The 20,889-nt window shown below is 64.5% G+C and carries 19 protein-coding genes; 16 read left to right on the forward strand and 3 right to left on the reverse strand.

The annotated features are described in order from the left end of the window. Nucleotides 1-167 precede the first annotated feature (167 nt). Complete coding sequence (locus ACPJXG_RS20630; protein ID WP_071078753.1) at nucleotides 168-593, reverse strand: divergent PAP2 family protein; 426 nt, start codon at nucleotides 591-593, stop codon at nucleotides 168-170. Between the two features lie 246 nt (nucleotides 594-839). Between ACPJXG_RS20630 and ACPJXG_RS20635 the strand changes: the two genes are divergently transcribed. The 11 genes from ACPJXG_RS20635 to ACPJXG_RS20685 all read left to right on the forward strand — a co-directional run bounded on the left by ACPJXG_RS20635 (nucleotide 840) and on the right by ACPJXG_RS20685 (nucleotide 11,325). Further along, nucleotides 840-1,922 carry a DUF475 domain-containing protein gene (locus ACPJXG_RS20635; RefSeq protein ID WP_425252189.1) on the forward strand — a complete coding sequence of 361 codons (1,083 nt, stop codon included), beginning with the start codon at nucleotides 840-842 and terminating at the stop codon, nucleotides 1,920-1,922. Between the two features lie 100 nt (nucleotides 1,923-2,022). After that, nucleotides 2,023-2,598: a TerD family protein gene (locus ACPJXG_RS20640; protein WP_034785104.1), complete on the forward strand. Its 576-nt coding sequence runs from the start codon at nucleotides 2,023-2,025 to the stop codon at nucleotides 2,596-2,598. Nucleotides 2,599-2,662: 64 nt separating this feature from the next. Then, nucleotides 2,663-3,379, forward strand: a complete 717-nt coding sequence (locus ACPJXG_RS20645; RefSeq protein WP_035826041.1) for a TIGR00266 family protein — start codon at nucleotides 2,663-2,665, stop codon at nucleotides 3,377-3,379. A 95-nt stretch (nucleotides 3,380-3,474) separates the two neighbouring features. Continuing rightward, on the forward strand, nucleotides 3,475-4,512 hold the full coding sequence (locus ACPJXG_RS20650; RefSeq protein WP_425252190.1) for an ATP-grasp domain-containing protein: 1,038 nt from the start codon (nucleotides 3,475-3,477) through the stop codon (nucleotides 4,510-4,512). After that, nucleotides 4,509-5,666, forward strand: a complete 1,158-nt coding sequence (locus ACPJXG_RS20655) for a phosphoribosyltransferase domain-containing protein (RefSeq protein ID WP_425252191.1) — start codon at nucleotides 4,509-4,511, stop codon at nucleotides 5,664-5,666. The genes ACPJXG_RS20650 and ACPJXG_RS20655 overlap by 4 nt, the downstream gene beginning before the upstream one ends. Continuing rightward, the gene (locus ACPJXG_RS20660; RefSeq protein WP_425252192.1) at nucleotides 5,644-6,396 is read left to right on the forward strand and encodes an HAD family hydrolase; all 753 of its coding nucleotides are present in this window, start codon (nucleotides 5,644-5,646) and stop codon (nucleotides 6,394-6,396) included. Before ACPJXG_RS20655 ends, ACPJXG_RS20660 begins: the two co-directional genes overlap by 23 nt. Next, complete coding sequence (locus tag ACPJXG_RS20665; protein ID WP_425252193.1) at nucleotides 6,393-7,499, forward strand: cysteine protease StiP family protein; 1,107 nt, start codon at nucleotides 6,393-6,395, stop codon at nucleotides 7,497-7,499. Before ACPJXG_RS20660 ends, ACPJXG_RS20665 begins: the two co-directional genes overlap by 4 nt. Then, nucleotides 7,492-8,478 carry an HpcH/HpaI aldolase/citrate lyase family protein gene (locus ACPJXG_RS20670; protein ID WP_425252194.1) on the forward strand — a complete coding sequence of 329 codons (987 nt, stop codon included), beginning with the start codon at nucleotides 7,492-7,494 and terminating at the stop codon, nucleotides 8,476-8,478. The genes ACPJXG_RS20665 and ACPJXG_RS20670 overlap by 8 nt, the downstream gene beginning before the upstream one ends. Then, nucleotides 8,475-9,710, forward strand: a complete 1,236-nt coding sequence (locus tag ACPJXG_RS20675) for a TerD family protein (protein WP_425252195.1) — start codon at nucleotides 8,475-8,477, stop codon at nucleotides 9,708-9,710. The genes ACPJXG_RS20670 and ACPJXG_RS20675 overlap by 4 nt, the downstream gene beginning before the upstream one ends. An 86-nt stretch (nucleotides 9,711-9,796) precedes the next feature. Further along, entirely contained in the window at nucleotides 9,797-10,171 is a 375-nt protein-coding gene (locus ACPJXG_RS20680; RefSeq protein WP_035826012.1) for a hypothetical protein, read from the forward strand. Nucleotides 10,172-10,371: 200 nt separating this feature from the next. Continuing rightward, on the forward strand, nucleotides 10,372-11,325 hold the full coding sequence (locus tag ACPJXG_RS20685; protein WP_425252196.1) for a hypothetical protein: 954 nt from the start codon (nucleotides 10,372-10,374) through the stop codon (nucleotides 11,323-11,325). 10 nt (nucleotides 11,326-11,335) lie between these two features. On the opposite strand, the gene ACPJXG_RS20690 is transcribed toward ACPJXG_RS20685, so the two are convergent. Both ACPJXG_RS20690 and ACPJXG_RS20695 read right to left on the reverse strand, forming a co-directional pair. Continuing rightward, entirely contained in the window at nucleotides 11,336-13,768 is a 2,433-nt protein-coding gene (locus ACPJXG_RS20690) for a hypothetical protein (RefSeq protein ID WP_278318183.1), read from the reverse strand. A 125-nt stretch (nucleotides 13,769-13,893) separates the two neighbouring features. Further along, a complete protein-coding gene (locus ACPJXG_RS20695; RefSeq protein WP_099404103.1) occupies nucleotides 13,894-14,907 on the reverse strand; it encodes a serine/threonine protein kinase in 1,014 nt (337 codons plus the stop codon). Nucleotides 14,908-15,010: 103 nt separating this feature from the next. Here ACPJXG_RS20695 and ACPJXG_RS20700 point away from each other — a divergent pair, with 103 nt between their 5' ends. From ACPJXG_RS20700 to ACPJXG_RS20720, 5 genes are all read left to right on the forward strand, one after another. Continuing rightward, nucleotides 15,011-15,709, forward strand: coding sequence for a UPF0149 family protein (locus ACPJXG_RS20700; protein ID WP_035825997.1), 699 nt, complete (start codon nucleotides 15,011-15,013; stop codon nucleotides 15,707-15,709). A 131-nt stretch (nucleotides 15,710-15,840) separates the two neighbouring features. Then, nucleotides 15,841-16,407 carry a sigma-70 family RNA polymerase sigma factor gene (locus ACPJXG_RS20705; protein WP_425252197.1) on the forward strand — a complete coding sequence of 189 codons (567 nt, stop codon included), beginning with the start codon at nucleotides 15,841-15,843 and terminating at the stop codon, nucleotides 16,405-16,407. Nucleotide 16,408: 1 nt separating this feature from the next. Then, nucleotides 16,409-17,413, forward strand: a complete 1,005-nt coding sequence (locus ACPJXG_RS20710; RefSeq protein ID WP_425252198.1) for a FecR domain-containing protein — start codon at nucleotides 16,409-16,411, stop codon at nucleotides 17,411-17,413. Nucleotides 17,414-17,495: 82 nt separating this feature from the next. After that, on the forward strand, nucleotides 17,496-19,901 hold the full coding sequence (locus ACPJXG_RS20715; protein ID WP_425252199.1) for a TonB-dependent receptor: 2,406 nt from the start codon (nucleotides 17,496-17,498) through the stop codon (nucleotides 19,899-19,901). A 28-nt stretch (nucleotides 19,902-19,929) separates the two neighbouring features. After that, the gene (locus ACPJXG_RS20720; RefSeq protein WP_425252200.1) at nucleotides 19,930-20,865 is read left to right on the forward strand and encodes a LysR family transcriptional regulator; all 936 of its coding nucleotides are present in this window, start codon (nucleotides 19,930-19,932) and stop codon (nucleotides 20,863-20,865) included. Nucleotides 20,866-20,889 lie beyond the last annotated feature (24 nt).

A 20,889-nucleotide genomic window follows, 5' to 3' on the forward strand; every position in this document is an offset into this window, starting at 1 on the left:
AATTTTTTTATTAAAACCACAAGCGCCAAAGTATCCATGAGCGTGTCCGGGCATGTCAATCGACGGTTTCCTGTAATGCTTTAATGAATGGATGAAACGTAGTTTTTACGCCCTGAAACGCAAAACCCCGCCTTCAAGCGGGGTTTTGCGTTTCAGGAGAAGCGAACTTAGCGGCTGAAAACGGTGTTGATCAGGAAGCCGATCGCCACGCCCGTGCACAGGCCGCCGGCGATTTCCACCAGGGTATGGCCCATGCGCTCGCGCAAGGTCTTGTGCGCGGCGCTGGCCGCTTCCCCGGCCAGGCGGTTGATGGCGGCCGCCTGCTTGCCCACGTGCTGGCGCAGGCTGTTGGCGTCGATGATGACGATGAAGGCCAAGGTCACCGCCACGCCGAAGGCTGGATGGCCGATACCTTCGCGCAAGGCGATCAAAGTTGCCATGCTGGAAACGACGGCGCTATGGTTGCTCGGAAAGCCGCCATTGCCGACCAGGCCGAACGCCCATTGCCGCGTGCGGACACTGTTGATCAGGAATTTGATCGGTCCGACCAGGATCCAGGCGATCAGGGGCGTGACGAGGTAAGCGATATCCACGGGGTATTCCTTCTTATATATGTAGAGAGTGTGTCAGGGGCTGCGGCAGCCAGACAGGTGCGCCGCAATTATCGCAGATCATCCGCGCCAGCAGAACTGTCTATCACCAGTCCATAAAAACGCCGCCGGCGGCGGCGATCATATAAAATCATGGCATATACAACAATTGACGTATATCAACACTGAGTGCGGCGCGCACAGCGGCGCGGATAATCAAACGTCTTTCATACTTGCAACGGGGTCCTCATGCGGCATTTCAGAATTTCCTTTTTAGTCACTTTTATCCTGATGGCGGTGTCGGGCTGGTGGGGCTACAGCCATGGCGGCATGGCCGGCATGATCCAGGCGCTGTGGATCACGGGCGTGCTGGGCATCATGGAAGTGTCGCTGTCGTTCGACAATGCCGTGGTGAATGCCTCGGTCTTGCGCCACTGGAATGAATTCTGGCAAAAACTGTTCTTGACGGTCGGTATCCTCGTGGCCGTCTTCGGCATGCGGCTGCTGTTCCCGCTGGTCATCGTTTCCGTCGCCACGGGCCTGGGCCTGGTCGACGTGTGGACCATGGCCACCACGACGCCCGATGTGTATGCCAAGCACCTGACGGACAACCATGCGCAAGTGGCGGCCTTCGGCGGCGCCTTTTTGCTGCTGGTGTTCCTGAACTTCCTGTTCGACGATGAAAAAGAGTTGCACTGGCTGGGCTGGGCCGAGGAAAAAGTCAACGCGCTGGGCACCGAAAGCCTGGCCGTGCTGATCACCATGGGCGCCGTGGCCGCCTGCGTGGCCATGGGCCCTGCGGACGAAAAATACAGCGTGCTGGCGTCGGGCATCGTCGGCATCGCCGTCTACATCGGCGTGAACTGGATCAGCGGCTTGCTGGAAGAAAGCGAACCGGACTTGCAGGATGAGGCGGAAGAAGGCGCAGCACCGGCCAAAAATGGCAATGGCGACCTCGTGAAAACGGTAGCGCGCGGCAGTATCGGCGGCTTCCTGTACCTGGAAGTGCTGGACGCCTCGTTCAGCTTTGACGGCGTGATCGGCGCGTTCGCCATCACCAACGACGTCGTCATCATCATGCTGGGCCTGGCCATCGGCGCCATGTTCGTGCGCTCGATGACGGTGTTCCTCGTGCACAAGGGCACCCTCGACGAATTCGTCTACCTGGAACACGGCGCCCATTATGCGATCGGCATCCTTGCCTTGATCATGCTGGCGTCCGTCAAGTACCATATTCCGGAGTGGTTCACGGGCCTGTCGGGCGTGGCCTTCATCCTGGTCTCGCTGTGGTCGTCCCTGCGTTATCGCAAACGGCAGGCGGCGCAAGCTTGAAATCGGGGGTTCCGCCCCCAATTGAAAGAGTAATGGCACGAGCGCCCTGGCGCTCATCCCATGAAGGAATGTTTGCACTTAATTACTAAAGGAGCACCACATGGCAATCAGTTTGCAAAAAGGCGGCAACGTCAACCTGAGCAAGGAAGCACCGAACCTGAAGAAGATCATCGTCGGCCTCGGCTGGGATCCTCGTTCGACGGACGGCGCCACCTTCGACCTTGACGGTAGTGCTTTCCTCCTGAAAAGCGACGGCAAAGTCCGTGGCGACTCTGACTTCATCTTCTACAACAACCTGAAGTCGACCGACGGTTCCGTCGTCCACACGGGCGACAACACGACGGGCGAAGGCGAAGGCGACGATGAGCGCATCGAAATCGACCTGTCGCGCGTGCCGGCCGACATCGACCGCATCAGCATCACCGTCACCATTCACGACGCCGACGCGCGCCGCCAGAACTTCGGCATGGTCTCGAAAGCCTTCATCCGCTGCCTGAACGCGGAAGGCGAAAAAGAAATCGCCCGCTACGACCTGTCCGAAGACAGCTCGACGGAAACGGCGATGATCTTTGGCGAAATCTACCGCTACAACGGCGAATGGAAGTTCAAGGCCATCGGCCAGGGCTTCAACGGCGGCCTGGGCCCATTGGCTCGCTCGTTCGGCGTCAATGCCTAAACGTTTTATGCGCTAAACATAGCCGCCTGGACGTATTCAGGCGGCTTTTTTTTGGAGATTTATCATGCCAGTATTTAGTGTCACGGGCGACGTCGATCCTTTCCTCCACGTCAGCATGAAGCAGGGCGAAACCATCTATTGCGAATCCGATGCGATGGTGATGATGGAAACGGCACTGGACTTGAAAGGCAAGATGACGGGCGGCCTGGGTAGCGCCATCATGCGCCGCTTCGCCAACGGCGAATCGTTCTTCCAGCAGCACATCGAAGCGGTGCGCGGCAGCGGCGACTGTCTGCTCTCGCCGACCCTGCCGGGCGCCATCGAAGTGGTCGACGTGGGCGCGCGCCAATACCTGCTCAACGACGGCGCCTTTGTCGCCGCCACCTCGGGCACGGAAATGAAGGTGCGCACGCAAAGCATCGGCAACGCCTTGTTCGCCCAGTCGGGCGGCTTCTTCGTCATGGAGACGGCCGGCACGGGACAAGTGGTGGTGTCGGGCTTCGGCTCCATGTTCCAGCTCGACGTCGAGCCGGGCAAGGATGTCGTGATCGACAATTCCCACGTGGTCTGCTGGGACAACAGCCTGAAATACGAGATTTCCGTGACCACGGGCGGCGGCGCCAGCGGCGGCGGCATCGGCGGTTTCCTCGGCAATATCGTCAATAGCGTGACCAGCGGCGAAGGCATCGTGCTGCGCTTTTCCGGCTCGGGCAAGGTGTTCATCTGCTCGCGCAACCGCGATGCATTCCTGAAGTGGACGGCGTCGGGCAAGGCTGGCTGATCCCCACTCTCTAAGGCCAGGTTAAGTTTTTCTGGCTACACTGCCCGCGCGCGCACCTGCGCGCGGCTTCCCCTATTTCCACCCGGTCCCCGTACATGCAAAGAGTCTGGTTCAACAAAACATTTTCCTCGGTCGGCACGGCCATGCGTTTGATCCGCGAGGCCGACATGGCCGCGACAAACGGCGCACCGCGCTATCACATCGTGTGCAGCAATACGAACGCGCATGCCGCCGCCTTTTTGTCGGCGCACGAATACGCGGTCGAACCGTCGGGCCTCACGGGCCTTAATTATGTCGAGTGGTGCCTGGAATTTTGCCGCGAGCGCAACATCACGATTTTCTGGCCCGGCAAGGAAGCGGGCCTGATCGGCAGCGCCAGCGCGCGCTTCGCAGCCATCGGCACACGCGTGCTCAGCGTGGCCAGCGAAGAGACCCTGAATTTGATGCACGACAAGGCGCGCTTCTGCGACGGTCTCGACCTGCCGATGGCGCGCCCGGCCGACTACCGCGCCGTGACCACCATCGAAGAATACGACGCCGCCTACGCCGAGCTGCGCCCTTTGCATCGCAAGCTGTGCATCAAACCGTCCGAATCCGTGTATGCCCTGGGCTTTGCCATTCTCGATGAAGAGCGCAGCAGCGCGCAGCTGCTGCTGGCCGGCGCCGCCTACCAGATCAATGCGCAGGAACTGCGCAATGGCCTGGCGCAAATGGCATCGTTCAAGACCCTGCTGCTGATGGAATACCTCGATGGCCACGAATACAGCGCCGACTGCGTGGCCGACCAGGGCACGCTCATTTGCGCCGTGCCGCGCAAGAAGCTAAACGGGGGCGGCAGCGGCCAGCTGATCGAGCTGCGCGCCGACTTGCTGGCGGCCTGCGACAAACTGGCGCGCGACTACCGCCTGAATGGCGTCTTCAACATCCAGTTCCGTGTAGGCGCGCATGGCCTGGCGCTGCTGGAGATCAACCCGCGCATGTCGGGTGGCATCGGCATGGCGTGCGCGGCCGGCCCCAACCTGCCCTACCTGGCGCTGGCCGGTTTCGACCAGGGCTTTGACAAGCTCACCGTGCCCGCCGTCGCCGAAGGCATGCGCGTGGGCGAAGCCGCCTACGCCGTGGAGCTGCCATGAACATCGTCAAGCAGCAGATGCCCACGGGCGAGCTGACCTTGAAAGTGGACGAGGCGCGCTTTCCGCTCGACTGGCTGATCGGCTTTGCCGCGCGCGCCAACGCCAAACGGGGCTTCCTGTTCCTGTCCAAGGTGCTGGGCAAGCACTGGCCCGTCACGCCGCGCGCCATGCAAACCATCCACGACGACCTGGCCGCGCAGATTCCTCCCAGCCTGCCCGGTCCCGTCGTCTTCATCGCCATGGCGGAAACGGGCGTCGGCCTGGGCCAGGGCGTGTTCGAAGCGTGGCTGCGCGCCAATCCTAACGGAAAAGCGCTGTTTTTGCACAGCTCGCGCTACCGCGTGGGCACGGTGCCCTTCTTCGAATTCGAGGAATCGCACAGCCACGCGCCGCGCCAGTTTCTGCATTTATCCGACGCTGCCAGCGCGCTGTTTTCCACGGCCCGCAGCCTGGTGCTGATCGACGATGAAGCGTCGACCGGCAACACCTTCGCCAACCTGGTGCAAGTGTGCCGCGCACGCTATCCGCAACTGGAAAAGCTGCACCTGGGCGTCATCACCAATTTCATCGGCCAGGCCGCCAACGCGGGTTTGAGTGAGCGTTTCGGCCTGCCCACCAGCATAGGCGCAGCCTTGTCCGGTCAATACGCTTTCCAGGCCGGCGCTGCGCCGGCACCCGTGGCGGCCAGCGCGCAGCGCTTCGAGGCGAATGCGGAACGGGGCGCCAGCCCGGCGTTCGGCCGCATCGGCGTGGGCCGCGCCTTGACTCCGCCGCAAGGCCTGGCCATGCAACTGGCGCAGGAAATCGGCGCCGGCGACTCCGTGCTGGTGCTGGGCACGGGCGAATTCATGCACCCGTCGTTCCTGCTGGCGCGCGAACTCGAAACGCTGGGCAAGAACGTCGTGGTGCAGTCGACCACGCGCTCGCCGATCCTGTCATGGGGCTCCGTCGGCCACATCGTCCACTGCGACGACAATTACGGCGAAGGCATCGCCAACTACCTGTACAACGTGGCGCCTGGCCAGTACCAGCACGTTTTCATCTGCCATGAAACCCCGGCCAGCCCGGCCCTCATGCAACTCGCCGGCCAGTTGAACGGCCGCCTGTTCCACTTTCAGTCAGAGACCAAAATTGAAGAAATTCCTGTTTGTTGATCTGGACGACACACTGTTCCAGACCCCTAAGAAATGCCCGGGCGAGACCGATTTGCAGCCAGCCGCGTATTTGAAAAATGGCGACGCCTGCTCGTTTACGACGGCCCGCCAGCGCGCCTTCTTTGAGTTTGCGCAAAGCGGCATGACCCTGATCCCCGCCACGGCCAGGAATGGCGACGCCTTCCGCAGGGTCGACCTGCCGTTTACCAGCTACAGCGTGCTCGATTACGGCGGCATCGTGCTGCAGCCGGGCGGCGCGCTCGACTCTGGCTGGCTGTCCCTGATGCAGAACGACATGCAGACGGCCCTGCCCGGCCTGCGGGACGCCATGCGCATCATCGACGATTTCCAGGTCAAGATGGGCATGCTTTCGCGCGCGCGCCTGATCGAAGACTACAACACGCCGTTCTACATCGTCGTCAAGGACCATGAGGCGCGCGGCGAACGCCTGGCCGACATCGAAGAGCAAGTGCTGCAGCAGTGGATCGCCACCGAAGGTTCGGACTACTTCATCCACCGCAACGGCAACAACCTGGCTGTGCTGCCGAAGACCTTGAACAAGGCGCGCGCCGTCGCCTACCTGCGCGCGGAACTGGAAGCCGAACATGGCCCCATCGTCAGCTTCGGCATGGGCGACAGCCGTTCGGACGCGCGCTTCATGGCCGCCTGCGACTACGCCATCATCCCCAACGGCACCCAGCTGGCGGCACTCACGGTGGCGGCGCTATGACCGAAGGCACGCAGCATTTCAGCGGCAGCTACCGCCAGGAAGACGTGGAATTTCTGCTCACGCCGATGGCGCTGGAACCCATCCTCGACCTGGCCGAAAAAGAGCGTTTGATCCAGTCGGGCCAGCGCCACTACAGCGAAATGCTGTCGCCCGAGTCCTTGCCTTCGCCCGCCTACCTGGCCCTGTTCCAGAGCGCGTTCGCCGCCAACCGCCTGCAGATGGCGCGCGACTGCCTGCGCCTGGCAGCCCTGATCGCGGCGCGCCGCACGGATTCCATCACGCTGGTGTCGCTGGCGCGCGCCGGCACGCCCGTGGGCGTCATCCTGGGCCACTTGCTGCGCCAGGTGTTCCAGCGCGACTGCAGCCATTATTCCGTCTCCATCATCCGCGACCGCGGCATCGATGCGAATGCCTTGAACCACATCCTGGCGCAAGGCCATGCGGCCGACTCCCTCGTCTTCGTCGACGGCTGGACGGGCAAGGGCGTGATATCGCGCGAGCTGCGCCAGACCGTCAATGACTTCAATGCGGCGCATGGCACGGCGATCGACGGCGGCCTGTTCGTGCTGTCCGACCTGGCCGGCACGGCCGCCTGCGCCGCTTCGGCCAGCGACTACCTGATCCCGTCGAGCATTTTGAACGCCACCGTCTCGGGGCTGGTGAGCCGCTCCGTGCTCAATGAAGCCATAGCCCCCGGCGACTTCCACGGCTGCGTGTACTACGCGCAGTTCGAGCAGCACGACCAGTCGCGCGCTTTCGCCGACGGCCTGGTGGCCGACGCCGTGGCCATTGCCGCCAGCAGCGGCATCCCGCTGGCCGAAGCGAGCGATGCGCCTGCGATGGCGGCCCGTTCGCAAGCCTACATGGCCGCCGCGCAGCAGGCATACGGCATCAGCGACATCAACCTGATCAAGCCAGGCATCGGCGAAGCGACGCGCGTGCTGCTGCGCCGCGTGCCCGAGCGCCTGATCGTGCGCGACACGAATGCGCCGGACGTGGCACATTTGCTGCTTCTGGCGCAGGAAAAAGCCATACCCGTCACAGTAGAACCGGCGCTGCCTTACCAGGCGGTCGCCCTTATCAGGAGCGCAGTCGATGGATAACAACTCCCTACACCCGCAAAGCGAGCATAAAGCGGCGCTCGGCGCCTCCATGTATGTGCCGACCACGCACAAGGACTTGCTGGCGATCGCCAATGGCGACAAATTCAGCCATTTGCGCTCGGTGATCCTTTGCACCGAAGACGCCATCGCGGAACGCGACCTCAGTTACGCGCTGTTCAATCTGTCGCTGGCGCTGCAAAACATGTGCGACGAATCGGATACCTTGCGCTTCGTGCGCGTGCGCAATCTCGACGTGCTGGCGCGCGTGCTGGCCATGCCGGGCGCCGACAAATTGAGCGGCTTCGTGCTGCCGAAATCCACGCGCAGCAATTTCAACGCCTATTTCGAGCTGGTGCGCCACACGCACCACTTGCTGATGCCGACGCTGGAAACGGCGGAAGTGTTCGACGACGAGGAAATGAAGCAGTTCCGCATCATTTTGTCCGCGCCGGAAGTGCGGCGCCGCATCCTGGCCCTGCGCATCGGCGGCAACGATCTGCTGGCTCTGCTGGGACTGCGCCGCCCCACCAGCGGCACCATTTATCAGACGCCGCTGGGCCATGTCATCGGCCGCCTGGTCACCATCTTCAAGCCGCACGGCTTCCAGCTGACGGCGCCCGTCTTCGAGCACCTGTCGCAGGGCAGCTGGCTCGATGCCGAAGTGGCGCAGGACATGGCGCACGGCATGATCGCCAAGACGGCCATCCACCCGGACCAGGTGCCGCAGATCGAACGCCACTACCAGGTGGCGCAGTCGGACATCGAACTGGCGCTGCGCATCATCGACCCGGACAGCCCGGCCGTGTTCCGCATGCAGGAATCGATGTGCGAAGTGGCAACCCACAGTAGCTGGGCGCTGCGCATCATCGAGCAGGCGCGCCTGTTCGGCATCCGCCATGCGGCCGATGGCGCCGCGGCGCACCATCCGACTACCTCATTGATTCAACTCTCAAGCGACGAAGGGATTGCACGACCATGACCAATTTCACACGCGGACAAAAAGGCAAACTGGCTGACCTGGGCTTGAATGGCCCGTTTGCCGTCACGCTCGATATCGTTTCGGGTTCGATGGAAGTGGACGTCAGCTGCTTCGGCGTCGATGCGGCCGGCAAGCTGTCGGATGACCGCTACATGGTGTTCTTCAACCAGAAAAGCGCGCCGGACAACGCCATCACGGTGGACTTGAACGGCCCCCGCTCCACCTTCCAGGTCGACCTTTCGCGCCTGCCCGCCTCGATCGACAAGCTGGTGTTTACTGCGGCGACGGAACAGGGCAGCATGCGCGCGCTGGGCAACTCCAGCATGGCGCTGGGCCAGGCGGCCACGTTCGCCTTCACGGGCAATGACTTCCAGGACGAAAAAGCCGTCATCATCGGCGAACTGTATCGCCGCGACGGCAGCTGGCGCTTCGGCGCCGTGGGCCAGGGTTTCGCCGGCGGCCTGGCTGCCCTGCTGAAGCACTTTGGCGGCAGCGAGGCGGCTTCGTCGTCCCCTGCTCCCGTGCCCACGCCAGCAGCGCCACCGCAACCGGCGAATAAAATCTCGCTGTCGAAAATCCGTCTGGAAAAGCGCGGCGACAAGATTTCGCTCGACAAGCGCGACAGCGGCGGCTATGGCCGCATCCGGGTCAACCTGAACTGGAACCAGAACGCGTCGCAAGGCCAGGCGCCCGCGTCAAAACTGGACACGGGCTTTCTCGGCAAGCTGTTCAACAAACCGGCCGGCCGTTCGGGCGGCATCGACCTCGATATCGGCTGCCTGTTCGAAATGAGCGGCGGCGCCAAGAGCGCCGTGCAGGCGCTGGGCAACAGCTGGGGCGCCTACGACCGTCCGCCGTACATCCACCTGGAAGGCGACGACCGCACGGGCAGCATCAGCAGCGGCGAAAACATCTTCATCAACGGCACCCATTTCGACCAGATCAAGCGCGTGCTCGTCTACGCCTTCATATACGAAGGCGTGCCGAACTGGGCCGCCACGGACGGCGTCGTGACGATCGAGATTCCCGGCCAGCCGACCGTGGAAGTGCGCCTCGACAGTGACAGCCAGCACGCCATGTGCGCCATCGCCATGCTGGAAAACCACGGCGGCAACCTGCAGGTGACAAAATTGGTGGAATACTTCGGCGGCCAAGGTAAAATCACGGCGCACCAGGCCATGGACGAAAGATATAACTTTGGTCTTAACTGGAAAGCCGGACGGAAAGACTGAGTGTACGTACACCACTAGCGGAAGGCTGGGGTCAGACCCGCCGGGTCTGACCCCGGGTTTTCTTCAATTTAACGATAAAAGTCAACATGACCCCTACGACCAAAAAAGTCACCTTCGCCTTCGCCATCTTCCTCGTGGCCGGCTTCCTGCTGCTGGCCGCCTACACGTGGATGGCCCTCAGCTTCTCGTACTCGGAAGGCGAACGGGCGGGCTACCTGCAAAAGTTCTCCAAGCGGGGCTGGATCTGCAAGACATGGGAAGGTGAGTTGCTGCTGACGGCACTGCCAGGCACCATCCCGGAAAAATTCCAGTTCAGCGTGCGCGATGACGAGGTGGCGAAGCAATTGACGGCCGCCGCCGGCAAGCGCATTCTCGTCACCTACAGCCAGCACAAGGGCGTGCCCACGCAATGCTTCGGCGAGACGGAATATTTTGCCGATAAAGTCGTATTGAGCCAGTAATACCGCAATTCCAGTAACTTCAGAAGCATCGCGCCGGCCAGCCTTTCCAGGCCGGCGCCTCCCCCTCCTCAATATCTTCGTGTGCCGCATTCTGGCTAAACCATTTACAAATGTAATCAAACTGCAAGATGCTTGCGCAATCGCATGATGCGCCGCCAGACGACCGTTAGCGTGTCTTCACCTCTGTCACTGGAAACGTCATGCGCATACAAGCCACCTTCCTGACCCTGCTGGCCGCCTCGCTCCCCCTGTCCGCCCAGGCACAGGACCTGTCCGGCATGGCCGGCGCCCTGAAAGTACACTCGACCAGGGAGCGCACCTTTGTCGGCGCCATCAGCTACACGCAGCCCGTGGGCAATTACAATGCGCTGAGCCTGTCGTATATCAACGAAGGGCACCCGGAAGACCATCATCGCGACGGCATGGCGGGCCAGGTCTGGCTGCGCACGAAAAACGTGGCGCAGGGACTGATGCTGGGCGCCGGGGTGGGCCGTTACTTTTTCTTCGACACGGCCAGGACGGACGACGGCCTCCACAACTTCGACAATGACCACGGCTGGGGTTCCATCGTCAGCCTGCAGGCGCGCTGGCAGTTCGACAACCGCTGGTATGCGCAAGCGCAGCTCAACCGTATCAAGCCCGATGGCAAGGACAACACCACGCACCTGCTGATCGGCGCCGGCTACCGCTATGATGGGGTGCCGGGCGCCAAGCTGCACTTGCAGAACTGGGCGTACGACGACACCTTGACCTTATCGACCGGCCACACCATCGTCAACAGCTTGCGCTCCGAGTCCTCGCGCCCGTTCACCCTGGAATACCGGCGCGCGGCGGGAAAATACGTGGACTGGACGGTCAGCGCGCTCGATGAAGGCAGCACGGTGCTGGCGCACCGGCGCGGCGCGGCGGCCCAGCTGTGGCTGATCCGCTCGCTCAATGAAAAGGTGGAATTCGGCATGGGCGCCGGGCCATACGTGGCCTGGGACGGCCGCGACACCCAGGGCCACGACACGCGCCTGACAGGCTTGCTGTCAGCCGTGGCCCGCTACCACGTCAACCGCCACTGGCTGGCGCAAGTGGCGTGGAACCGGGTGGTAACGGATTACCACCGCGATGCGGATGTGTTGCTGGTGGGCGTGGGCAGGAAGTTTTAAACGTTCGAGCCTAGCGCGAACGCCATACGGCGCCGGCTGACTCATTCGGCTGCGTCAATCTCTCGATCACTTCACGCGTCAAACTGGCCGAGCTCACCTGTTCGGCTTTCGCGCGGGCGGCGGTCAGGGAGCTGGAAAACGCGCTTTGCGGTTGCTCCAGGCTGGCGCGCAGGGCGGCCAGTTCCCGTTCCTGCTGCTGCGCGCGTGCCGTTTCCATCTCCAGCAATTGCTGCTTGGCCTCGGCCATCGCGCGCGTCGTCTCGGCTGCCTTGCGCTGCAGGGCGGCATGGGCCTGGGCGCTGGCCAGCAAGGCTTGCTGCGCGTCGAGCTTTTCGCTGGCGGCCCGCTGCGCGGCCAATTCCAGCTGCTCGCGCTGGCGCATGGCGTCGAGCGCCTGCTGTTCCATGGCGGCGCGCGCTTCGGCTGCCGCCGTCGCCTGCTTTTCCACTTCCAGGCGGCCGGCGATGGCTTGCGAGGCGCGTTCTTCGGCACTGCTGGTCTGGCGCTGCTGCACCAGTTTTTGCGCGATCAGGGCCAGCGACTCGCGTTCGGCCGCGACGAAATCGCGCTCTGACGCCAGCAGCGCATCGGCCGCTTGCGCCTTGTCTTCTTCCACGCGGGCGCGCTCGCTATGCACTTGTCCCAGTTCCACGGCCAGGCGCGCCTGCGCCTGCACGGCTTGCGCGGCAGCGGCCTTTTTTTCACCTTCGACCAGCGCCTGGTCCATCAGGATGCGGATGGCGTCCGCTTCCTTTTGCGCCGCTTCCCGCAAAGCCTGTTCGGCCGCGTGCTGGCCGCGCAGCAGTTCCGCTTGCGCGCCTTCGGCGGCGATGCGTTCCTGCGCCGCGTTGCACGCCAGCGCTTCCGCTTCCAGTTTTTCTTTCAGGGCGGCGATGGCGGCTTGTTCGGCGGCCAGGCGCTCCTGCTCCGCCTGCAGCAGCTGCTCTGCCTGACGGGCTTTTTCCTGCGCCAGTTGCGATGCCTGTTCCTGCGCGGCCAAGGTCGCCTTGCCGGCATCGACTTCGGCCTGCTCGGCTGCGTTCTGGCTGGCGGCCAGTTCCGCCGTCTGGCGCGCCAGTTCGGCGCGTTCGTGCGCCAGACTGGCGGCGCGCTGCTGCTCTTCCAGTTCGCGGGCTGCCGCCACGGCGGCTGCCTGTTCGGCCGCTTCGCGTGCCTTGGTCTGTTCGAGTGCGGCCGTTTCCGCTTCCAGCTTGGCGTGGCCGGCGATTTCCGCATCCTGTTCGGCCGTCACGCGAGCCAGCGCCACGGCGCGCAGCTGGCGGTCCACCTCGATGCGCGCCTCGGTGGCGGCCAGGATGCGCACGTCGGCATCGCGGCGCGCCTGCGCGCTGGCCACGGCGACCATTTCCAGGCGCTCGCGGTGGATGGCCGCATCGCGCAATTCCTTTTCCGTCTGCAGGCGCAAACGCAGCGACTGCGCCGCATGGCGTTCCGATTCCGCCTGCGCCAGCGCGATGGCTTCGCGTTCCTGTTCCAGGTGCGCCAGCGCGCGCGCTTCTTCCAGGGCGCGCACTTCGGCGGCGGCGCGGTTGAAGGCCGATTCCAGCGCGATCTGGTCGGCGCGCTCGCGCTGCACCGTCAAGTCCAGCGCTTCGCTTTCCGCTTCGGCCAGCATCTGCGCCGTCTGGCGCGCACCGTGGGCATGGCGCTCGCGTTCGCGCGCCAGCACGGCGACTCTGGCGTCGGCCGAGGCGATGCCCACCATTTCTTCCTTGGCTGCCTGCACGGCGGCGACGCGCTCGACGGCCTGCAGGCGCGCCTGCTCCGTCTGCACCTGCAATTCCTCGGCGGCGCGGGCGGCCTGTTCGGCCAGTTCAGACTGCACCGCCACTTGCTCGCTGGCGCGCAAGCGGCTTTCCTGCTCGGCGCGCGAACGCTGTTCGGCGGCCAGGCGGATTTCATTATCGGATTCCACACGGGCGCGCAGTTCGGCCGTTTCCTGCTTGACGGCTTCCAGGCGGGCCACGCTGGCTTGCGCGGCGGCGCGCATGGTGTCGAGGCGTTCGCGGTTGGCGGCAATCGCTTCTTCGGCGGCCTGCGCATTTTGCTGTGCGGCGGCGGCGGCGGCCGCGTCGATGGCGGCGCGGTCCTCGGCCAGCGAGCGCACGCGCGCTTCGGCCAGCGCGCGGCTTTCGGCGGCGCAGGTGGCCTTCGCTTCCGCTTCCACGCGGGCAATCGCCTCGTGGATGGCTTTCAATTCCATTTTCTGGCGTTCGGCAGCGGGCGCCTTGGCATCGGCTTCGGCTGCCGGCTCGGCTTGCGGCTGGGGTGCGGCGATGGCGACCGGGGCCGGCGCTTCCGCCTTGCTTTCCAGGTCCTTGAAATCATGCAGCGAGACCATGCTGTCCTGGTCGAACTCGTCGTCGGCGCAATACGCGACGGTAAGGGAGGCGGCCTGGCGCTGATTTTGCTGTGCTTGCATGATTTCTCGCTTGTTCGGGTGAATTCCGTTGCTTCTAGGAATTTATTACCACCATTATCGAACAGGCATGCACAAATCAGCGCGGCAAGAAGAGCGCCTTTTACCGCCCTTTTCGGGCGTTTAGGTCAAATGGGCCACAAAGGCGCTTCATCCATCAAGGCAACCTGCTCGCGCAATTCCAGGATGCGGTCCTGCCAGTAGCGCTGCGTGTTGAACCACGGGAAGGCGACGGGGAAGGCGGGATCGTCCCAGCGGCGCGCCAGCCAGGCCGAATAATGGATCAGGCGCAGGGTGCGCAGCGCTTCGACCAGGTACAGCTGGCGCGGGTCGAAATCGCAAAAGTCTTCGTAGCCGGCCAGGATGTCGCTCATCTGGCGAACCTGGTCGCCGCGCTCGCCCGACAGCATCATCCACAGATCCTGGATGGCCGGGCCCATGCGGCTATCGTCGAAATCGACGAAATGGGGGCCGGCGTCCGTCCACAGCACGTTGCCGCCATGGCAATCGCCGTGCGTGCGCAACATGGCCACGTCGCCCGCGCGGTCATAGCAGCGCTTGACGCCGTCGAGCGCCTGCTGCGCCACGCTGGAATACGCGGCCAGCAGTTCAGGCGGCAGGAAATTGCCTTCCAATAGAAACTCGCGCGGCTCGACGCCAAACGTCTGGTGGTCGAGCGCCGGCCGCTCCTTGTAGGTGGACAGCGCGCCGACGGCGTGGATGCGGCCGATGAAGCGCCCTATCCATTCCAGCGTGGCCGGGTCGTCCAGCTCGGGCGCGCGGCCGCCGTGGCGGGGGAAGACGGCAAAGCGGAAGCCCTGGTACTGGTGCAGGGTGCTGCCGTTGATGGACAGCGCCGGCACCACCTGGATTTCGCGCTCGACCAGCTCGGACACGAACGCGTGCTCTTCCAGGATGGCCGTATCGCTCCAGCGCGCGGGGCGGTAGAACTTGGCCACCAGGGGCGCACTGTCTTCGATGCCCACCTGGTAGACGCGGTTTTCATAGCTGTTCAGGGCCAGCAGACGGCCATCGCCGCGCAGCCCCACGCTGTCGAGGGCGTCGAGCACGCAATCTGGGCTCAGGGCGGAAAAGGGATGGACGGGCCGGTCGTCCTCGTGCGGCTGGTTTTCATTGTGCATAAGCGACATTGTAAGGCGCGCGCGGGCCGCCGGTGCAAACACTTCGGCGGCAAGCCGCAGCAAGGCGTATACTGGCGCCTTACATTCAATCAAAGAGCAAGCCATGCAACTCGAACAGCCATTATCAGAAAAAGAATTCGACGAATTAGACCAATTCCTGTTGTCGGAGCGCTGCTCCGAGGACGCGATGACCATGGATATGCTGCACGGCTATCTGACGGCCGTCGCCATCGGTCCGGAACCGATCATGCCGGCCGAATGGTTGCCGCGCGTGTGGGGCGAAAACGCCGAAGATGCGCCAAAATTCAAGAACAGCAAGGAAGAAGAGCGCATCGTCAACCTGATCATGCGCTTCATGAACGAAGTGCTGGTGACGTTTGAAGTGGCGCCGAAAGAATTCGAAGCGCTATTCGTCGAGCACGACTATGAAGGCCAGACCCTGATCGACGCCGAAGCGTGGTGCTGGGGCTTCTGGGACGGCATGGAACTGCGTCCTGGCTCGTGGAACGAGATCTGGGATTCCGAAGTGGCCGAACTGATGCAGCCGATCTACCTGCTGGGCGCCGACGAAATCAAGGAAGAAGAGCTGAAACTGGTGGAAGACCCGGTCAAGGCGCACAAGCTGGCGCAGGAACTGGAAGCGAACCTGCCGGCCATCCACCGTTTCTGGGTACCGCGCCGCAAAGCACCGGTGCAAACCATGAAGCGCGAAGAGCCGAAAGTGGGCCGCAACGACGACTGCCCTTGCGGCAGCGGCAAGAAGTTCAAGAAATGCTGCGGCGCCGAGCCGGCAGCAGAATAATACGCACAGACGCAACTAGTCACGAGAACGCCGGGCACCGTCCCGGCGTTTTGCATTTGCGCTTTCCCGATTGCGTCCGCCCCGGCACTTCGCCTATAATTGCGAATAATTCTTATTTGCATTACTGCCGCATGGCAGCCGAACTCCTGGAGGCATCCATGCCGCTGGCCCATCCCCTATCCACTTCAAACACCCCGGTGCAGACGCTGTATGGCGAGCACCATGGCTGGCTGCTGGGCTGGCTGCGCAAAAAGCTGAACAACCAGCACCAGGCTGCCGACCTCACGCACGACACCTTCGCACGCCTGCTGGGCGCGCCCGCACCAGCCAGCCCCGGCGCGCTGGCGCTGCGCTCGCCGCGCGCCTACCTGACCACCATCGCGCGCGGCCTGATGATCGACAGCTTCCGCCGCGCCGACCTGGAGCAAGCCTACCTGACCGATCTGGCGGCCCTGCCGCCGGCGCTGCATCCTTCGCCCGAAGAACGGCTGCTGGCGCTGCAGACGCTCGAAGCGGTGGGACGCATGCTCGACGCCATGACGCCAAAAACCCGCCAGGCCTGGCTGCTGAGCCGTCTCGATGGATGGGCGCATGCCGACATCGCCGCGCAAATGAAAATCTCGGTGCCGCGTGTGCGGCAATACCTGGCCAATGCCGCGCGCCTGGCCTATCACCTGCAATTTGGCGAGATGCGCTGACATGCACGTCCATGCTCCCGTGCCGGCCAGTGTGCTGGACCAGGCGATCGCCTGGCAGTTGCTGCTCGGTTCGGGCACGGCCAGCGCAGCGGACCGGCACGGCTTGCAAACCTGGCTGGAACAGGCGGCGGAGCATGCGCAGGCCTGGCGGCAGCTGGGGCAAATCGACCAGCACCTGGCGCCGGCCAGCGGCCCGGCCACCCGCACGCTCTTGCTCAAGCGCGGCAAACGGCGCCTGGCGCAGACCGCGCGCGTGGCAGCAGCGACAGCGCTCGCGGTCATGCTGGCCGCCGGCATCGGCAGCATCCATCACGTGCAACCGCTGGACCTGCTGGCTGACTACCGTACGGGCACGGGTGAGCGCCGGAGCGTACTGCTGCCCGACGGGAGTGTGCTGCACCTCAATACCGGCAGCGCCGTGGACCTGGCATTCGACAGCCGCGAGCGCGGCGTGATGTTGCGCAGCGGCGAGATCGCCATCGATACCAGCCACAGCGGCAACGACGGCGGGCGTCCCTTCATCGTGCACACGCCGGACGGCAGCCTGCGCGCGCTGGGCACCAGCTTCATCGTGCGCCGCCTCGACGAGGGCGGCACGCGCCTGACGGTGACGCGCTTTTCGGTCGCAGCCCGCCCGGCCAGTTGCGCGCCGCAGCCGCAGGTGCCGTGCGCCCAGGAGCGCATCGTGGGCCAGGGCGAAACCGTGCGCCTGCACGACGGCGTGGTCGGCCTGCCCGCCCCGGCCGACGGCAATGCCGACGCCTGGAAAGACGGCATGCTGGTGGTGGAGAACCAGCCGCTGGGCGCCGTGGTGGCCGAAATCGCCCGCTATCACCACGGCTACCTGCACGTGACGCCCGAGGCGGCGCGCCTGCGCGTGAGCGGCGCCCTGCCGCTGGGCAACAGTAACGCTGCCCTGCTGGCACTGAGCGCGGCCGTGCCGGTGGAAGTATCGACCACGGCCCGCTGGTGGAGCACGGTGCGCCTGCGGGATGAAAATAAATAATCATACTGCCCCTCTCACTTTCGCGATCTGGCACGGCAAGGAAGGGAAGCCCCATCTTTTTCCCTTTTTCAGGAGTCGCGCCGTGTCCTTGCCTTTCCCATACCATCCCCTGTTTGCCGCCGTCCTCGTGGCGAGCGGCGCCGCACTGGCGCCCCTGTCCGCCCTGGCGCAACACCGTGACGCCACCCAAGCCGTGCAGGAATACGATATCCCCGCCGGCGCGCTGGCCGCCAGCCTGAATAAAATCGCGCGCCAGGCCGGCGTGGTGCTGACCATGGACGCCACCCTGGCGGCCAAGCGCAGCGCCGCCCCCGTGCGCGGCCGCTACGATGCGGCGCAAGCGCTGCGGCTGGCGCTGGCCGGCAGCGGCCTGGAACTGCTGCGCACCGAGGCGGGCGGCTATACGCTGCGCGCCGCCCCGGCCACGCCTGCCGGTGCGCGCGACGCCGTCATGCCCGAAGTGAGCGTCAGCGGCGCGCAGGACGACGCCCTGCCCGGCGCCTATGCGGGCGGGCAGATCGCGCGCGGTAGCCGCCTGGGCGTGCTGGGTACGCGCGACGTGATGGATACGCCGTTTGCCGCCACCAGCTACACGGAAGAACTGCTGCGCAACCAGCAGGCGCGCAGCCTGGGCGACGTGCTGGCAAACGACCCGTCGATCGCCAGCGGCTGGCCGCGCGACAGCTATATCGACCAGCCCCACGTGCGCGGCTTCAATGTGCTGGCCGAGGACATCAGCTACGGCGGCCTGTTCGGCGTGGCGCCGGCTACCAAGATCCCCATGGAAACGCTGGAAAGGGTGGAAGTGCTGAAAGGCACCTCGGCCTTTTTGGCCGGCATCGCGCCCGGCGGCAGCATCGGCGCCATCATCAACCTGGTGCCCAAGCGCGCCGGCGACGAACCGCTCACGCGCCTGACGGGCAGCTACGACTCGCGCGCACAGTTCGGCGCCCACCTGGACGTGGGCCGCCGCTTCGGCGACAACAGGCAGTTCGGCGTGCGCGCCAATGCCGTGTACCGCGACGGCGAAACGGCGCTGAAGGGCAGTGACAAGACCATGGGCACGGCCAGCCTGGGACTCGACTACCGGGGCGACGCCCTGCGCGCCTCGCTCGATCTCGGCTACGACCACCTCGACATGCGGCGCGGCGGCTGGTGGTACTTCCTCGATTCGAACGGCTTCGACATCCCCAAGCCACCGACGCGCAACACCACGCAGCGATGGAACTACGCCAAGTCGACCACCGAATTCGGCATGGCGAGGATCGAATACGATCTCGCACCCGGGTTGACGGCCTACGCCGCGCTGGGCGCCCAGCATGCACAGCAGGACAAACTGTCGCCCGAACCCATCATCGGCAACAGCGCAGGCGACTTTACCGAATACTTTTCATCGCGCCCTTCGCTGACCAAGTCGCGCTCCGGTGAAGCGGGTTTGCGCGGCGTGCTCAGGACGGGCGCCTTGACGCATGAACTGCACGCGGGCGCCAGCGGCACGTGGCAGAAAATCTACAGCGCGCGCGAATACAACGGCGAACTCAACTCCAATCTGTATGCGCCCGTGTTCGTCGATGCACCGGTATTTACCAGTCGCCTGGGCGCGCTGCCCCTGACGTCGCAGAGCACGCTGACCAGCTTTGCCATCGCCGACACCATCACCATGCTGGACGGCCGCTTGCAACTGATGGGCGGCGCGCGCCACCAGCGCGTCGATGTGGCCAGCTACCGCAACGGCGTAAAAACGGCCTACGACAAGAGCGCGCTGACGCCAGGCGTGGGCATCGTCTTCAAGCCCGTCGCCAACGTGTCGCTGTACGCCAACAGCATGCAGGCACTGAACAAGGGCCCCGTGGCGCCCGATATGGCGAGGAACGCCGGCGAAATCTTCTCCCCCTATAAAAGCCGCCAGCACGAGGCGGGCGTGAAGATCGATACGGGCGACTACCTGACCACCGTCAGCGTCTTCCAGGTCAAGCAGCCCAATGGCCAGCTCGACACCGCCAGCATGGTGTACGGCCTGTTTGGCGAACAGCGCAACCGGGGCCTGGAAGCGTCCATCGTCGGCGAACCCGCCAAGGGCTGGCGCGTGATGGCCGGCGCCATGCTGCTCGACGCCGTGCTGACGGCCACCCCGCAAGGCAAGTCTGACGGCGACAAGGCACCCGGCATCTCCAGGCTGAATGTCAATCTCGGCTCGGAATGGGATGCGCCGTTTGCGCCCGGCCTGACGGTGACGGGCAGGATCACGCATGCGGGCTCGCAGTATGCCGGCTCGGGCAACTTGCAGCAGATCCCCGCCTGGTCCATCCTCGACCTGGGCGCGCGCTACACGCTGCGGCTGCAGGACGTGCGTCCGGTGGTGCTGCGGGCTAACCTGGACAATGTGTTCGACCGCCGCTACTGGGCGTCGGCAGCGGGCGTGGGCGGCGGTTGGCTGAACGTGGGCAGCCCGCGCAGCGCGCGTTTCTCGGCGCAGGTGGATTTCTGAAGCGGCGGCCGGGCGCTATAATCGGCGCATGAAACTCCCCGACCTGAACCTGCTCGTCGCCCTCGACATCCTGCTCGAGGAAGGCAGCGCCGTGGCCGCCGCGCGGCGCATGAACCTGAGCGCGCCGGCCATGAGCCGCACCCTGGCGCGCATCCGCGACGCCATCGGCGACCCCGTCTTCGTGCGCTCCGGGCGCGGCCTGGCGCCCACCCCGCGCGCGCTGGAATTGCGCGAGCAGGTGCGCGGCGTGGTAGAGCAGGCGCTCGCCATCTTCACCTCCGGTCGTGAAATCGACTTGCGCACCCTGGAACGCACCTTCAGCCTGTGCGCCAACGACGTGTTTGTCGGTTCCTACGGCGGCAAGCTGCGCGACCTGCTGGCCGTGCACGCGCCGCACACGGTGCTGCGCTTCGTGCCCGAAGGCGATGGCGCCACGGAAAACGACGCCCTGCACGCGGGCCGCGTCGACCTGTACATCAGCGCGCGGCGCGCCTTTGCACCCGACATCAAGCTGCAGCAGCTGTTTACCAGCGGCTTTGTCGGCATCGCCCGCAGCGACCACCCGATCTTCGACGGCCCCATCAACCTTGACAGCTTTACCGAGTACGAACATATCAGCGTCTCGCGGCGCGGCCTGGCGCGCGGCCCCTTCGACACCGCCCTGGCCGAGCGTGGCTACACGCGCCGGGTTTCGCTGATCAGCCCCAACTTCCAGTCCGCCATCTTCGCCGTGGCCGATTCGCGCCTGCTGCTGCCGCTGATGCCCACGCCGCTGCTGGCCATCGTCGAGCGCCTGGGCCTGAAGCTGCGCACCTTCGAACTGCCGATTCCCGTCGACAGCGTGGAAGTGTTCCAGGCCTGGCACCCGCGCCTCGACCACGACCATGCGCACCGCTGGCTGCGCCGCATGATCAAGGACTTGTGCATGGGGTCAGACCCTTGCGGGTCTGACCCCGGCATTTGATTGGGGTTGATCTGAACTCACCCG

The organism is Janthinobacterium sp. NFX145 (assembly GCF_049810325.1).
GTDB lineage: Bacteria > Pseudomonadota > Gammaproteobacteria > Burkholderiales > Burkholderiaceae_D > Janthinobacterium > Janthinobacterium rivuli.

Excerpts from the sequence above, each read along its gene's own strand:
- ACPJXG_RS20690 (WP_278318183.1), bottom strand. The coding sequence starts at position 13,768 with ATGCAAGCACAGCAAAATCAGCGCCAGGCCGCCTCCCTTACCGTCGCG.
- ACPJXG_RS20640 (WP_034785104.1), top strand. The coding sequence starts at position 2,023 with ATGGCAATCAGTTTGCAAAAAGGCGGCAACGTCAACCTGAGCAAGGAA.
- ACPJXG_RS20700 (WP_035825997.1), top strand. The coding sequence starts at position 15,011 with ATGCAACTCGAACAGCCATTATCAGAAAAAGAATTCGACGAATTAGAC.
- ACPJXG_RS20710 (WP_425252198.1), top strand. The coding sequence starts at position 16,409 with ATGCACGTCCATGCTCCCGTGCCGGCCAGTGTGCTGGACCAGGCGATC.
- ACPJXG_RS20675 (WP_425252195.1), top strand. The coding sequence starts at position 8,475 with ATGACCAATTTCACACGCGGACAAAAAGGCAAACTGGCTGACCTGGGC.
- ACPJXG_RS20665 (WP_425252193.1), top strand. The coding sequence starts at position 6,393 with ATGACCGAAGGCACGCAGCATTTCAGCGGCAGCTACCGCCAGGAAGAC.
- ACPJXG_RS20720 (WP_425252200.1), top strand. The coding sequence starts at position 19,930 with ATGAAACTCCCCGACCTGAACCTGCTCGTCGCCCTCGACATCCTGCTC.
- ACPJXG_RS20670 (WP_425252194.1), top strand. The coding sequence starts at position 7,492 with ATGGATAACAACTCCCTACACCCGCAAAGCGAGCATAAAGCGGCGCTC.
- ACPJXG_RS20635 (WP_425252189.1), top strand. The coding sequence starts at position 840 with ATGCGGCATTTCAGAATTTCCTTTTTAGTCACTTTTATCCTGATGGCG.
- ACPJXG_RS20680 (WP_035826012.1), top strand. The coding sequence starts at position 9,797 with ATGACCCCTACGACCAAAAAAGTCACCTTCGCCTTCGCCATCTTCCTC.
- ACPJXG_RS20695 (WP_099404103.1), bottom strand. The coding sequence starts at position 14,907 with ATGCACAATGAAAACCAGCCGCACGAGGACGACCGGCCCGTCCATCCC.
- ACPJXG_RS20685 (WP_425252196.1), top strand. The coding sequence starts at position 10,372 with ATGCGCATACAAGCCACCTTCCTGACCCTGCTGGCCGCCTCGCTCCCC.
- ACPJXG_RS20705 (WP_425252197.1), top strand. The coding sequence starts at position 15,841 with ATGGCAGCCGAACTCCTGGAGGCATCCATGCCGCTGGCCCATCCCCTA.
- ACPJXG_RS20645 (WP_035826041.1), top strand. The coding sequence starts at position 2,663 with ATGCCAGTATTTAGTGTCACGGGCGACGTCGATCCTTTCCTCCACGTC.
- ACPJXG_RS20655 (WP_425252191.1), top strand. The coding sequence starts at position 4,509 with ATGAACATCGTCAAGCAGCAGATGCCCACGGGCGAGCTGACCTTGAAA.
- ACPJXG_RS20650 (WP_425252190.1), top strand. The coding sequence starts at position 3,475 with ATGCAAAGAGTCTGGTTCAACAAAACATTTTCCTCGGTCGGCACGGCC.